The sequence below is a fragment of the Priestia sp. YIM B13491 genome (assembly GCF_042787605.1).
Taxonomy (GTDB): Bacteria; Bacillota; Bacilli; order Bacillales; family Bacillaceae_H; genus Priestia; species Priestia megaterium_E.
Window position 1 is genome coordinate 706,895 of record NZ_JBHZOR010000001.1, and the last position, 13,574, is coordinate 720,468.

Genomic DNA, 13,574 nt, shown 5'->3' on the forward strand with positions numbered 1-13,574 from the left:
TACGCTATTGTAAGGAGAGAAAAATTAATGTCTGCAAGAGAACTGCCAGTTGTTATAGGTGTTGTACTCATTATCGTTATGCTTGTTATTCCGTTGCCTTCATGGTTATTAAGTATTTTAATCATGATTAACATTTCTCTTGCGCTGCTTGTACTGCTCGTTTCCATGAATATGAAAGAACCTTTAGAGCTGTCGGTATTTCCGTCTTTGCTGCTGGTTCTTACGCTGTTTCGATTAGGTTTGAATGTATCGACGACACGTTCAATCTTAGGAACAGGAGAAGCAGGCGGAGTGGTGGAAACATTTGGCCACTTCGTTATTGGAGGCAATCCTTTAGTGGGCTTTGTTGTCTTCATTATTTTAATTATCATTCAGTTTCTCGTTATTACAAAAGGAGCGGAGCGTGTTTCTGAAGTAGCCGCCCGCTTTACCTTGGATGCGATGCCGGGTAAACAAATGAGTATTGATGCAGATTTAAATGCGGGTATGATTTCAGAAAAGCAAGCAATTGACCGCCGTGAAAAAATTCAGCGCGAAGCAGATTTTTATGGAGCAATGGATGGAGCCAGTAAATTCGTCAAAGGTGACGCCATTGCAGGGATTGTCATCACCCTTATTAATATCTTATTTGGGATTATTATCGGCATGCTGCAAATGGGAATGTCCATCACGGAAGCATCTCAAACCTTTACTTTGTTAACAGTAGGCGATGGGTTAGTGAGTCAAATTCCAGCCCTTATGATTTCAACAGCGACAGGTATTATCGTCACTAGAGCTGCTTCAACAGGTAATTTGAGCGAAGATATTACACAGCAGCTGTTTGCTTTTCCAGTTATGCTTTATGTCACTGGAGGAACGATTGCGGCTCTTGGTTTAATTACGCCAATTAATGATGTTATTACAATGCCTATTGCTATTTTGTTAGGAGTGGGAGGTTATTATTTGTCTCGGGCTAAGCATCAGGCGGTTCGTGAAGAAATGGCGCCTACTGAAGAAGAGATGGAAGACAATGAAATGAAAAGTCCGGAGAGTGTTGTCAATCTATTAAGCGTTGATCCAATTGAATTTGAATTTGGGTATGCATTAATTCCGCTTGCTGATACGAATCAAGGAGGCGATCTGCTCGATCGAATTGTGATGATTAGGCGACAGCTGGCACTTGAGCTAGGATTAGTCATTCCGGTTGTTCGCATCAGAGATAACATTCAGCTTCAGCCCAACGAATACTGTCTTAAAATAAAGGGCAATGAAGTGGCAAAAGGGGAGCTGCTGCTCGATCACTATTTAGCAATCAGTCCGGGAATGGATGATGATTTGATTGAAGGAATTGATACGTTAGAGCCAGCTTTTAAGATGCCTGCAAAATGGATTAGTGAGTCGGTGAAGGAGCAGGCTGAGATGTTCGGGTATACCGTTGTTGACCCGCCCTCGGTTGTGTCTACGCACATAACAGAAGTTATAAAATCGTATGCGCATGAGCTGATTGGAAGGCAGGAGACAAAGCAACTAATCGATCACACAAAAGAAACGTATCCTATTTTAATTGAGGAAGTAACGCCTAATCCTCTTTCCGTTGGAGACATTCAAAGGGTACTGGCAAAGCTTTTAAAAGAAAGCGTCTCAATTCGAAATTTACCCATTATTTTTGAGGTGCTGGCCGACTACGGAAAAATGACGTCAGACACCGATTTGTTAACTGAATATGTCCGGCAAGGGCTCGCAAGACAAATTACCAGTCAATATACGGTCCAAGAAGGTCTGCTTCGAGTTCTTACCCTTTCAGGAAAAGTTGAAAAAACGATGGCGGAAGCTGTTCAACAAACGGAGCATGGGAATTATTTATCACTAGACCCTAACGTTTCACAAGCTATCGTAGAAAGTATAGCCAAGCAAACAGAAACACTTTCTTTTCAAGAACAGTCTCCAATTGTGTTATGTTCTCCTGCGGTGAGGATGTACGTGCGCCAAATCACTGAGCGGTATTTTCCCCATATGGCAGTTTTATCATATAACGAGCTAGAAGCAAATGTTGAAGTTCAAAGTGTTGGAGTGGTGGATATCTGATGAAAGTAAAAAAATACGTAGTAGCATCTATGCCGCAAGCTATGAAAGCCATTCGTTCAGATTTAGGTGAGGAAGCGGTTATTTTACATTCAAAACAAATTCGAACAGGAGGGTTTCTTGGCTTATTTACTAAGGCAAAAATAGAAGTATTGGCAGCTGTCGATTCCGTAGAAAAGCTGAGCGTAAAGAAGAATTCGTCGCCGCCAGAACCCAGTATGGAAGATAATCAATCTTTTATGAAGCAGCAGCTCAGTGAGTTAAATACTCTTGTTTCACAAATGAATCAAATGCCAAAGGTTTCTTCAGGTTCATATCCAGAAGCAGTGGAGGATGTGTTTGCCTATTTGCGTTTGCAAGAAATAGACGAAGCTATTTTAAAAAGCATAGAGGCTCCTATGCTAGAGTACTACTACTTACATCGCCCTAACTCAAACCAACTTATGGAGTGGACGAAGAGCTGGTTTGTCAATCAGTTTAAAGCAAGTGAATGGAGCGGTCCTTTCAAAAAATATGTAAGTGTAGTAGGACCAACAGGTGTCGGTAAAACAACAACTCTTGCTAAATTGGCCGCAAAATGTGTCCTGGAACACAATCAAAAAATAGCATTTATTACAACTGACACGTATAGAATTTCAGCGATTGAGCAGCTCAAGACGTACGCTTCGATCTTAAATGCTCCTTTAACGATTTGTTATAACGGAGCAGATTTTAAAAAAGCTTTGCTAGAAACAGAAGCATACGATGTGATTTTTATTGACACAGCAGGCCGTAACTTTTTGGAACAGCAATATGTAAATGATTTAAAGAAAATTATTACGTTTCAAGAAAATTTGCAAACGTTTCTTGTTTTAGCTCTAACGTCAAAAGTATCAGATATGAAAGCTGTATATGAACGTTTTGCTAGTTTGCCTGTTGATCACTTGATTTTTACGAAGCAAGATGAAACCATCCGCAAAGGCTCACTTTTAAATGTGTTATATCATTGCGGCAAGCGGGCTGCTTTTACAACAAACGGGCAGGATGTACCAGAAGATGTTTCGGCATTTAAAATAAAAGAGTTTATTGACGATGTGTTTGGAGATTGGAAAGATGAATGATCAAGCAGCAGTTTTAAGAGAAAAAGTGTTAAAGAAGCATCAAAACTCTTTAAGGAATTGTAAAACACTAGCCGTGTTAAGCGGAAAAGGGGGAGTTGGAAAGTCGAATCTATCATTAAACTTATCTCTTGCGCTAACGAAGCAAAAGCAAAGAGTTCTTCTTTTTGACATGGATATAGGGATGGGAAATATTGATATTTTGATTGGGCAAACTGCTTCATATACGATGGTTGATTTGCTAGAAAAAAAGCTTTCCATCCAGCAAATTATTAAAAAAGGTCCTCAGAATTTAGCTTATGTGGCTGGTGGAACAGGAATTTCCTCTGTATTTGAATGGTCTCCATCAGACCTTGTTCATTTAATACAAGAATTGAATTCGTTAACAAATCAATATGATTATATGATTTTTGATATGGGAGCGGGCATGTCAGAGAGTGTGCTTAAGTTTTTAAAAGCTGTAGATGAAATGATCGTGGTCACAACACCAGAACCTACATCTATAACAGATGCCTACGCTGCTATTAAGCTAGCAGCTTCCTATTCTGTATCAGCACCGGTTCGTCTTATTATTAACAAAACGCTTTCTGACAAAGAAGGAAATGAGACGTATGAACGATTTAACCGAGCTGTTCAGCAGTTTTTGAACATATCTATTTCTCTATTAGGTATTGTCCCAAACGATCAAGCTGTTCAGAAAGCGGTCAATCGCCAAATACCTTTTTTGCTTCAAAATCCAGCATCTAAAGCGAGTATATCACTAATAGAAATGGTGAATATTCTTATTCCTCAAGACAATAGGGTAACGGCTAAAAACGAGGGAATGTTTATTCGGCGCCTCAAACGATTTTTTCTTGAAAGGTAGGAAATTAGAGTGAATGAAATAAAGGTGCTTATTGTAGATGATTCTGCATTTATGCGAAAGCTAATCGGCGATTTTTTAGCATGTGACAGTCGTTTTCACGTTGTGGGTACCGCGCGTAACGGTGAAGAAGGGTTGAAAAAAGCGTTCGAGCTGTCGCCGGATATTGTGACACTGGATATCGAAATGCCCAAAATGAATGGCTTAGATATGTTAAAACAGCTCATGCATGTGAAGCCCCTTCCTGTTGTCATGTTATCGAGTACAACAATAAAAGGTGCTGAAAATACGTTGACCGCTATGCAGTACGGCGCAGTTGATTTTGTTGCTAAACCTTCGGGAGCTATTTCGCTGGACTTACATAAAGTGAAAGATGAGCTTATCTCTAAACTTTTGCTTGCTAGCAAAGCCAACATATCTTCAAGCAGTCATCAGCACGTGCAAAACAGCAGTGTATATAACCTCCCGATGGGGACGAAAGTGAACAAAATGATTTGTATTGGTACTTCTACTGGAGGACCGCGTGCGCTGCAAGAAGTATTATCAACTGTTTCAAAAGACATAAACGCACCTATTTTTATTGTGCAGCATATGCCTCCAAATTTCACAAAATCATTAGCGGTTAGACTAAATCAGCTAGCTGATATTGAAGTGAAAGAAGCAAAAGACAATGAAATCGTTCGCTCAGGATGTGCTTATATTGCGCCTGGAGGTTTTCACATGACGGTTGTAGAGAAAAAAGGACAGCTCAGCATTTGTTTAGACACTTCTTCACCTGTAAAGGGACATCGCCCCTCAGTGGATCGTTTGTTTCAGTCGATTAGTAAAATTTCAGGTTATCAAAAACTTGCTATTGTGTTGACAGGAATGGGAGCGGATGGAACGGAAGGTGTTATTGATTTAAAGAAAAATAAAGACGCGCTTATATTAGCTGAATCTGAAGAAACAGCTGTCATTTATGGGATGCCCAAATCAGCCGTTTCTACAAAACTTGTTGATTATATTGAACCGCTGCGAAACGTTGGAAGCTTTATTTCTCGCTACGCACAGAAATAGGAGGGAAAGTTACGATGGATATGAATCAATATCTAGAAGTGTTTATTGAAGAAAGCAGGGAACATCTTCAAAACGTTAATGACCAGCTAATGCGTTTTGAAAAAAATACCGATGATCTTGGCTATGTAAATGAAATTTTTCGGTCTGCTCATACGTTAAAAGGTATGTCTGCAACAATGGGATTTGATGATTTAGCACAATTAACTCACAAAATGGAAAACGTGTTAGATGCTGTTCGAAATCACCAACTCGACGTTCATACGGAAGTTCTTGATGCTTTGTTTGAATCAGTCGATGCGCTAGAAATAATGGTTCAATCTATTTCTGAAGGCGGCGATGGTCAGCTTGATGTCAAATTGCTTGTTCAAAAGCTGCAGCGTATTGTGGCAGAGGAACCCGTAGCACATCATGCAGCTTCTTCGATAGAGTACGATGAATTAGTACAAACGCTGCTCAGCCAAACGGCAGACCAAGGATTTAACGCGTTTGAAATAACCGTACAGCTTGAACGCACCTGCTTATTAAAAGCTGCACGCGCTTATATGGTGTTTGATGTGTTAGAGCAAGCAGGAGACGTTATTAAGTCAGCGCCAACTGTTCAAGATATCGAACAAGAAAAATTCGAATCATCTTTTATCGTTATATTAGTAACAAACGAATCGCAAGAAAAGCTGCAGGCGAGCATTATGGAAGTCTCTGAAGTAGAAAGTGTGAAAATTGCGGCGGTCCCCGTAAAAAAGGAGACAGAAATGGAGGAGCTTGTCTCACCAGAAGTAGCAGCAACCATACAGGAAGTTACTGTGTCAGCACCTTCTACATCGCCTGTTGAAGAGAAAAGACAGCCCTCAAATAACAAGACGATTCGAGTTAATATTGACCGTTTGGACAGTCTCATGAACTTGTTTGAAGAACTAGTTATTGATAGAGGCAGGTTAGAACAAATATCAAAAGAATTGAATAATAGCGAATTAGACGAAACGGTAGAGCGGATGTCTCGTATTTCTGGAGATTTGCAAACGATTATTTTAAATATGCGTATGGTGCCTGTAGAAACCGTTTTTAATCGTTTTCCCCGTATGGTGAGACAGCTTTCAAAAGATTTAGGGAAACAAATTGAACTTCAAATTGTCGGAGCTGATACAGAGCTGGACCGAACCGTCATTGATGAAATTGGAGATCCGCTTGTTCACTTATTAAGAAATGCCGTTGACCACGGAATTGAAATGCCTCAAGCACGCTTAGAGAACGGAAAGAATGAAAAGGGAACGATTCGCCTTAAAGCTTATCATAGCGGAAATCATGTCTTTATTGATTTAGAAGATGACGGGGTGGGCATCAATCGTGAAAAGGTACTGCAAAAAGCGTTAGATCGAGGAATTATTGATGGAAAAACAGCTGAAACGCTGACGGATAAACAAGTGTATGAGCTCATTTTCGCTTCGGGCTTTTCCACGGCTGAACAAATTTCAGATGTTTCCGGACGAGGAGTAGGTTTAGATGTTGTGAAAAACACGATTGAATCGCTAGGGGGTTCTGTAACGATCGATTCTAACGAAGGATACGGTTCGCGTTTTTCTATTCAACTGCCGCTCACTCTTTCTATCATTTCTGCTTTACTCGTGCAAATGAGTGAAGAGCGCTATGCCTTGCCGCTTTCTTCGATTATTGAAACAGCTATTGTTCAGCCCAAAGAGGTCATGCATGTACACGGTCAAAAGGTTATTGACTTTCGAGGAGCCATTATTCCTCTTATTGATTTAAAAGAACTATTCACTGTGCCTAACTCAGTACAAGGCGATCATTATTCAGTAGTCATCGTGAAAAAAGGAGAAAAGACTGCCGGGCTAATTGTTGATTCATTTATCGGTCAGCAGGAAATTGTTTTAAAATCTTTAGGGCATTATCTGCCGGGTGTGTTTGCTATTTCAGGAGCCACGATTTTAGGCGATGGACAAGTAGCACTTATCATTGATTGCAACGCTTTGATCAAATAACAAATGCTGTAAAAAGAAAGGGAGAAAGGCATGAAAATTATTGTGTTTCAATTGGGAGACGAGGAGTACGGAATCTCAGTAGAAGAAGTGCAGTCGATTGAAAAGATTCAGCACATAACACGCGTTCCTGGAGTGGAAGAATATGTAAAAGGTGTTATTAATCTTCGCGGTGTCATTACACCGATTATTGATTTGCGCACTCGTTTTAACTTGCAAGAACAGCTTAACCATGAGCTGACACGTATTATTATGGTTCGTCTTAATGATGTAGAAGCAGGTTTGATTGTCGATGCGGCAAATGATGTAGTGGATATTGATGAGAAAACGATTGCTTCAGTGCCTGAAACAGTTGAAGGAACAGCTGTAGAATATTTAAACGGAGTCGTTAAAGTAGATAGCCGTTTAATTGTTCTTCTAAATTTACCTAAAGTGCTCTCTTTAGAAGACCACCTCCAGTGAGCCAAACGAATAATGGATATCACGCTGAAGGTTCTAGGAGTTGAAGAATCGTGAGAAATGATAAACAAGTGATTAAGGTAGGAATTGCCGAGATGAATGTTACACATGCACCTGCAGTGCTTCGAACAGCGGGATTAGGGTCATGTGTAGGAGTTGTCGTTTATGACTCTGTTCACTCAGTAGCTGGGCTCGCTCATGTGATGCTTCCGGATTCAAGCGGGGCTAAATGTCCTTTTAATAGAGCTAAATATGCAGATACAGCCATTTTTGATTTGATAAATATGTTGATTAAACAAGGCGCACATAGAAAATTGTTAAAAGCAAAAATAGCAGGAGGCGCGCAGATGTTTCAATTTGAACCAAGAAATGATGTCATGCGAATTGGTCTTCGAAATGTTCAAGCAGTAGAGAGAGAGCTGCATAGAAACAGTGTAGACATTGCAGCAAAAGCTACAGGAGGACACAACGGACGCACAATTGAATTTGATCCTCAAACGGCTATTTTAAAGGTTCGTACGATTAACGAAGGGATAAAAACGATATAAAGCGCGCTCTGACCGTTTAATAGCGCTATAAAAAGGAGTTGAAAGACCCTTGAAAAGTATACAAGAAGTTGAAGAACATAAAATTTGGCAGGAATGGATAGAGACGAGAGACTCACATGCAGGAAACATGCTTGTTAAAAAGTACATGCCGCTCGTTAACTATCACGTTCAGCGGATTAGCGTGGGGCTGCCGAAGAATATTCATAAAGAAGAGCTTCGTAGTTTAGGGTTAATCGGCCTTTACGATGCTTTGGAAAAGTTTGATTACGGTAGAGACTTAAAGTTTGATACATATGCGTCTTTTCGAATTCGAGGGGCGATAATAGACGGGCTTCGCAAAGAAGATTGGTTATCAAGAAGCGCAAGGGAAAAGACGAAAAGGATTGAGCAAGCAACAGAAGCACTTGAACAAAGATACTTGCGCAGAGTTGCACCAAGTGAGGTTGCAAAAGAAGTAGGCATGACAGAAGCAGACGTTGTTCATACAATGAACGAAGGCTTTTTAGCCAACGTGTTATCAATGGAAGAACAGCCGAAAGAGTATGAAGATGGAGAGCAAAAATATACGATTAAAGATGAAAAAACGCTCTCTCCTGAAGAGGAGCTAATTAACGACGAACGATATCAAGAGCTTGCTGAAGTTATCGAGCAGCTAAATGAAAAAGAGCAGCTCGTGGTTTCATTATTCTATAAAGAAGAGCTGACTTTCACAGAAATCGCACAGCTGTTAGGGCTATCTACTTCACGTATTTCTCAAATTCATTCGAAAGCGCTGTTTAAAATGCGTACGAGTTTAAGCAAAATAATTTAGCAAAGAGGTAGAAGGATGGGGTTTTTACTCACAGTTAGTTTTTTAATTCATGGTCTATCACTGTTTTGCATTATTCTTTTATATATGCAAGTGACCAAAGTGAAAAGGATTGAACGCTTGCACCAGCAAAATATAAATAAAATGGAAGCTGCAATGAGTTCGTATCTTGCTGAATTTCAGGAACAAAACGAGCAGTTTTTAAGGCAGCTTCGAGAGCGTTCCACTTCGCTTTCTTCGGAAGTGGAAAAAAGTAGCGTAAAATCACCTTTGGTAGATGAAGAAGACGTGCCTGTTCAAAGGGTGGATCTAAAAAGTGAGCCTTCCCAGTCGCTGCATGAACTTCTTTCTATAGAAGAAAATCAGAAGCGTATACGCACACCTTTTGATGAATTAACTACAGACCAAATTCAAGATTTGTCAGGTGAAGAGATAAAAGAATTTTCCGTTTATTTAAAGGGAAAAGGTTTAACAATCGAAGAAATTGCAAAACATTTACACAGAGGGAAAACTGAAATTGAATTATTATTGAAATTTCATCAATAAACTTAATGAAACGCTTGCTTGTGAAAAAGGAGTGTGCTATATTTGTTTTTGGTGTTATTACACACGCTTGTTGATTCGGTTGATGGTGCTACTTTTTGTAGTTTCGGCTGAAGATGAAATGAGCGGAGGAGACTTAAAACCATTAGGAGGAAAAACACATGTCAGTAATTTCAATGAAACAATTACTAGAAGCTGGTGTACATTTCGGTCACCAAACTCGCCGTTGGAACCCAAAGATGAAGAAATACATCTTCACTGAGCGTAACGGCATCTACATTATCGATCTTCAAAAAACAGTTAAGAAAGTAGAAGAAGCGTACAAATTCGTTAAAGAATTAGCTGCAGACGGCGGTACTGTTTTATTCGTAGGTACGAAAAAACAAGCTCAAGATTCTGTTAAAGAAGAAGCAGCTCGCGCTGGTATGTACTTTGTTAACCAACGTTGGTTAGGTGGTACATTAACTAACTTCTCAACTATCCAAAAACGTATCAAACGTTTAAAAGATATCGAAAAAATGCAAGAAGACGGTACTTTCGAAGTACTACCTAAGAAAGAAGTAGTTCAACTTAAAAAAGAGTTAGAGCGTCTTGAAAAATTCTTAGGCGGCATTAAAGATATGAAACAACTTCCAGATGCATTATTCATCATTGACCCTCGTAAAGAGCGTATTGCAGTAGCGGAAGCTAAAAAATTACACATTCCAATCGTTGGTATCGTAGACACTAACTGTGATCCAGACGAAATTGATTATGTAATCCCTGCAAACGATGATGCAATTCGTGCTGTTAAACTTTTAACTTCTAAAGTTGCTGATGCTATTCTAGAAGCTAAACAAGGTGAAGAAACAGCAGTTGAAACTGAAACAACTACTGCTTAATTCCGTGAAAGGTGATAAGAGGGAATAGCCTTTTATCACCTTTTTTTGAAAAGATTTAACCCATTTATATACATTAATTACATACCCAAACAAGGAGGCTACACATTATGGCAATTACTGCTCAAATGGTAAAAGAACTACGTGAAAAAACTGGCGCTGGTATGATGGATTGTAAAAAAGCGTTAACTGAAACTAACGGTGATATGGAGCAAGCAATCGATTTCTTACGTGAAAAAGGTATTGCAAAAGCTGCTAAAAAATCAGACCGTATTGCTGCTGAAGGTCTAACTTACATCGAAACTCAAGGTAACGAAGCTGTTATCTTAGAAGTTAACTCTGAAACTGATTTCGTTGCGAAAAACGAAGGTTTCCAAAAATTAACAAAAGAATTAGCTGCTCACATCTTAGCTAACAAACCAGCTGACGCTGCTGAAGCTGCTACTCAAAAAATGGAAAACGGTGCAACTGTTGAAGAACACATCAACTCTGCAATCGCTACAATCGGAGAAAAATTATCTCTACGTCGTTTCGCTGTAGCAACAAAAACTGATGCTGATGCATTCGGTGCTTACCTACATGCTGGCGGACGTATCGGTGTGTTAACAGTATTATCTGGTACAACTGAAGAAGCTGTTGCAAAAGACGTTGCTATGCACATCGCTGCAATCAACCCTAAATACATCTCTCGTGACCAAGTTTCTGCTGAAGAAACTGAGCGTGAGCGCGAAGTATTAACTCAACAAGCATTAAACGAAGGCAAACCAGAAAAAATCGTTGCAAAAATGGTTGAAGGTCGCCTTGGCAAATTCTTTGAAGATATTTGCTTACTAGATCAAACATTTGTTAAAAATCCTGATCAAAAAGTACGTCAGTTCGTTGAGAGCAAAGGCGCTACTGTTGAAAGCTTCGTTCGTTTTGAAGTAGGAGAAGGTATTGAGAAACGTCAAGACAACTTCGCTGAAGAAGTAATGAACCAAGTTAAAAAGTAAGGGTTTGACCGTATAGGGAACACTGTGTGTTCCCTTTTTTACAAAAGAGATCTCACCGTTAACGATGGAGGTAAGCATGAGTCAAGCAAAATATAATCGTATCGTATTAAAGTTAAGTGGAGAAGCATTAGCTGGTGAAGAGGGTTTTGGTATTAACCCATCCATCATCAAATCTGTTGCTGAACAAGTAAAAGCCGTTTATGAATTAGGTGTGGAAATTGCTGTAGTCGTTGGTGGTGGAAACATTTGGCGTGGTAAAATTGGCAGTGAAATGGGTATGGATCGTGCCGCTGCTGATTATATGGGAATGCTAGCAACAGTAATGAACTCTTTGGCCCTTCAAGATAGCTTAGAGAACATCGGTGTGCAAACACGAGTTCAGACTTCTATCGAGATGAGACAAGTAGCAGAGCCTTATATTAGAAGAAAAGCTGTTCGTCATCTTGAGAAAAAACGCGTTGTTATTTTCGCCGCGGGTACAGGAAACCCTTATTTCTCTACAGATACAACAGCAGCTTTGCGTGCAGCTGAAATCGAAGCTGACGTGATCTTAATGGCTAAAAACAACGTAGATGGCGTTTATAATGCAGATCCTAAGCTTGTACCTGATGCTGTAAAATACGAAACATTAACGTATATTGATGTTTTAAAAGATGGACTAGCTGTTATGGATTCTACAGCTTCTTCATTATGTATGGACAATGATATTCCGCTAATTGTTTTTTCAATTACGGAAGAAGGCAATATTAAACGTGCCGTTACAGGCGAAAACATTGGAACAATTGTAAAGGGGAAATAAACATGCCAAAACAAGTGTTGCAAAACGCAAAAGAAAGAATGGAAAAAGCAATTCAATCATTTAGCCGCGAACTAGCATCAATTCGTGCTGGACGTGCAAGCGCGTCACTTCTTGACCGCGTAACGGTAGAATACTACGGTGCACCAACACCAATTAACCAATTGGCGCAAGTAAGCGTGCCTGAAGCTCGTATGCTTGTTATTCAGCCTTATGACAAATCACAAATTGGTGAAGTTGAAAAAGCTATTTTAAAATCTGACTTAGGGTTAACACCTACAAGCGATGGAACTATTATCCGTTTATCGATTCCTGCTTTAACGGAAGAGCGTCGTCGTGAGTTAGTGAAAATGGTGAAAAAATATGCTGAAGAAGCAAAAGTCGCGGTTCGTAACGTACGCCGTGATGCAAACGATGATTTCAAAAAGTTAGAGAAAAAAGGTGAAATTACTGAAGACGATTTACGCGGCTACAGTGATGACATTCAAAAACTAACAGATGATCATATCGTAAAAGTGGATAAAGTGGCGAAAGATAAAGAAGAAGAAATTATGGCAGTTTAAGTCATTTCAAGGTAAAATATATTGTAAAAGACCCTCTATTGTTTACAGGGGGTTTTTTTGTTAATAATGTGTAGTAAGAAAAAACTCACATAAGCCACACGTTTATGTGAGAGCGTACAACGGGGGACCTTTGCATGTTAAGAAAATTTCAAGCATGGAAGAAAAGTCAAGATTTAAATACACTGTCTTTGTCAGAACGAAAAGATCAAGTGAAACAGCACCCTGTTCCTGAACATATTGCAATTATTATGGATGGGAACGGTCGTTGGGCGCAAAAACGAGCTCTTCCTCGCATGATGGGCCATCATGAAGGAATGAAGGTAGTGCGTCATGTGACCAGATTGGCCAATGAATTAGGTGTTAAAGTATTAACTTTATATGCATTTTCCACTGAAAATTGGAAGCGCCCCAAAACTGAAGTCGAGTTTTTAATGAAACTGCCAGAGGAATTTTTAACAACCTTTCTGCCTGAGCTAATTGAAAAAAATGTGCAAGTTCGTATTATGGGGGATAAAAGTGAGCTCCCTGCCCATACGATTCGAGCCGTGGATAACGCAATTGAAAAAACAAAGCATAACACAGGGCTGATTTTAAACTTCGCGCTCAATTACGGTAGCCGTCACGAAATCATGGGCGCTATTCAGTCATTGGTAGAAGATGTAGAACAGGGAAAAGTAGCTTCCTCTTCTATTTCAGAAAATTTATTTTCTTCCTATTTAATGAGCAAAAGCCTTCCAGATCCGGATTTGCTTATTCGTACAAGCGGTGAGCTTCGCTTAAGTAATTTTATGCTTTGGCAGCTAGCTTACACAGAGTTTTGGTTTACAGAAGTATTATGGCCAGATTTTAAAGAAAATCATTTAATCGAAGCAGTCGAGGCGTTTCAAAAGCGCGGTCGCCGCTTTGGTGGTGTATAAGAA

Annotated in this window: 14 protein-coding genes; all 14 read left to right on the forward strand. The window is 39.6% G+C overall.

Going from position 1 to position 13,574, the window contains the following annotated elements; genetic code table 11:
- Window positions 1-27 precede the first annotated feature (27 nt).
- Window positions 28-2,064 (forward strand): flagellar biosynthesis protein FlhA, encoded by a 2,037-nt coding sequence (flhA, locus tag ACFX4E_RS03645; protein ID WP_060745982.1) that lies wholly within the window; start codon window positions 28-30, stop codon window positions 2,062-2,064.
- Window positions 2,064-3,161, forward strand: coding sequence for a flagellar biosynthesis GTPase FlhF (gene flhF / locus ACFX4E_RS03650; protein WP_377258789.1), 1,098 nt, complete (start codon window positions 2,064-2,066; stop codon window positions 3,159-3,161). The genes flhA and flhF overlap by 1 nt, the downstream gene beginning before the upstream one ends.
- Window positions 3,154-4,023, forward strand: coding sequence for a MinD/ParA family protein (locus ACFX4E_RS03655; RefSeq protein ID WP_136789605.1), 870 nt, complete (start codon window positions 3,154-3,156; stop codon window positions 4,021-4,023). The genes flhF and ACFX4E_RS03655 overlap by 8 nt, the downstream gene beginning before the upstream one ends.
- Window positions 4,024-4,032: 9 nt before the next feature.
- Entirely contained in the window at window positions 4,033-5,076 is a 1,044-nt protein-coding gene (locus ACFX4E_RS03660) for a protein-glutamate methylesterase/protein-glutamine glutaminase (protein ID WP_028410828.1), read from the forward strand.
- A 14-nt stretch (window positions 5,077-5,090) separates the two neighbouring features.
- Entirely contained in the window at window positions 5,091-7,070 is a 1,980-nt protein-coding gene (locus ACFX4E_RS03665; RefSeq protein ID WP_377258792.1) for a chemotaxis protein CheW, read from the forward strand.
- A gap of 30 nt (window positions 7,071-7,100) precedes the next feature.
- Window positions 7,101-7,529, forward strand: a complete 429-nt coding sequence (locus ACFX4E_RS03670) for a chemotaxis protein CheW (protein WP_060745986.1) — start codon at window positions 7,101-7,103, stop codon at window positions 7,527-7,529.
- Window positions 7,530-7,579: 50 nt separating this feature from the next.
- Entirely contained in the window at window positions 7,580-8,074 is a 495-nt protein-coding gene (locus ACFX4E_RS03675; RefSeq protein ID WP_028410831.1) for a chemotaxis protein CheD, read from the forward strand.
- 49 nt (window positions 8,075-8,123) lie between these two features.
- A complete protein-coding gene (locus ACFX4E_RS03680) occupies window positions 8,124-8,885 on the forward strand; it encodes a FliA/WhiG family RNA polymerase sigma factor (protein WP_025750299.1) in 762 nt (253 codons plus the stop codon).
- Between the two features lie 15 nt (window positions 8,886-8,900).
- Window positions 8,901-9,428, forward strand: a complete 528-nt coding sequence (locus ACFX4E_RS03685; protein ID WP_028410832.1) for a hypothetical protein — start codon at window positions 8,901-8,903, stop codon at window positions 9,426-9,428.
- 158 nt (window positions 9,429-9,586) lie between these two features.
- Window positions 9,587-10,306 (forward strand): 30S ribosomal protein S2, encoded by a 720-nt coding sequence (rpsB, locus tag ACFX4E_RS03690; protein WP_013058850.1) that lies wholly within the window; start codon window positions 9,587-9,589, stop codon window positions 10,304-10,306.
- Between the two features lie 107 nt (window positions 10,307-10,413).
- Window positions 10,414-11,295 carry a translation elongation factor Ts gene (gene tsf / locus ACFX4E_RS03695; RefSeq protein ID WP_013058849.1) on the forward strand — a complete coding sequence of 294 codons (882 nt, stop codon included), beginning with the start codon at window positions 10,414-10,416 and terminating at the stop codon, window positions 11,293-11,295.
- A gap of 76 nt (window positions 11,296-11,371) precedes the next feature.
- Window positions 11,372-12,094, forward strand: a complete 723-nt coding sequence (gene pyrH / locus ACFX4E_RS03700; RefSeq protein ID WP_013058848.1) for a UMP kinase — start codon at window positions 11,372-11,374, stop codon at window positions 12,092-12,094.
- 2 nt (window positions 12,095-12,096) lie between these two features.
- A complete protein-coding gene (frr, locus tag ACFX4E_RS03705; protein WP_013058847.1) occupies window positions 12,097-12,654 on the forward strand; it encodes a ribosome recycling factor in 558 nt (185 codons plus the stop codon).
- 134 nt (window positions 12,655-12,788) lie between these two features.
- Window positions 12,789-13,571 (forward strand): undecaprenyl pyrophosphate synthase, encoded by a 783-nt coding sequence (locus ACFX4E_RS03710; RefSeq protein ID WP_028410833.1) that lies wholly within the window; start codon window positions 12,789-12,791, stop codon window positions 13,569-13,571.
- Window positions 13,572-13,574: the final 3 nt, after the last annotated feature.

What these genes read in the sequence shown, in the direction of transcription:
- ACFX4E_RS03710 (WP_028410833.1), top strand. Translation starts at nt 12,789, where the DNA reads ATGTTAAGAAAATTTCAAGCATGGAAGAAAAGTCAAGATTTAAATACA.
- tsf (WP_013058849.1), top strand. Translation starts at nt 10,414, where the DNA reads ATGGCAATTACTGCTCAAATGGTAAAAGAACTACGTGAAAAAACTGGC.
- ACFX4E_RS03685 (WP_028410832.1), top strand. Translation starts at nt 8,901, where the DNA reads ATGGGGTTTTTACTCACAGTTAGTTTTTTAATTCATGGTCTATCACTG.
- ACFX4E_RS03655 (WP_136789605.1), top strand. Translation starts at nt 3,154, where the DNA reads ATGAATGATCAAGCAGCAGTTTTAAGAGAAAAAGTGTTAAAGAAGCAT.
- rpsB (WP_013058850.1), top strand. Translation starts at nt 9,587, where the DNA reads ATGTCAGTAATTTCAATGAAACAATTACTAGAAGCTGGTGTACATTTC.
- frr (WP_013058847.1), top strand. Translation starts at nt 12,097, where the DNA reads ATGCCAAAACAAGTGTTGCAAAACGCAAAAGAAAGAATGGAAAAAGCA.
- ACFX4E_RS03665 (WP_377258792.1), top strand. Translation starts at nt 5,091, where the DNA reads ATGGATATGAATCAATATCTAGAAGTGTTTATTGAAGAAAGCAGGGAA.
- flhA (WP_060745982.1), top strand. Translation starts at nt 28, where the DNA reads ATGTCTGCAAGAGAACTGCCAGTTGTTATAGGTGTTGTACTCATTATC.
- ACFX4E_RS03670 (WP_060745986.1), top strand. Translation starts at nt 7,101, where the DNA reads ATGAAAATTATTGTGTTTCAATTGGGAGACGAGGAGTACGGAATCTCA.
- pyrH (WP_013058848.1), top strand. Translation starts at nt 11,372, where the DNA reads ATGAGTCAAGCAAAATATAATCGTATCGTATTAAAGTTAAGTGGAGAA.
- flhF (WP_377258789.1), top strand. Translation starts at nt 2,064, where the DNA reads ATGAAAGTAAAAAAATACGTAGTAGCATCTATGCCGCAAGCTATGAAA.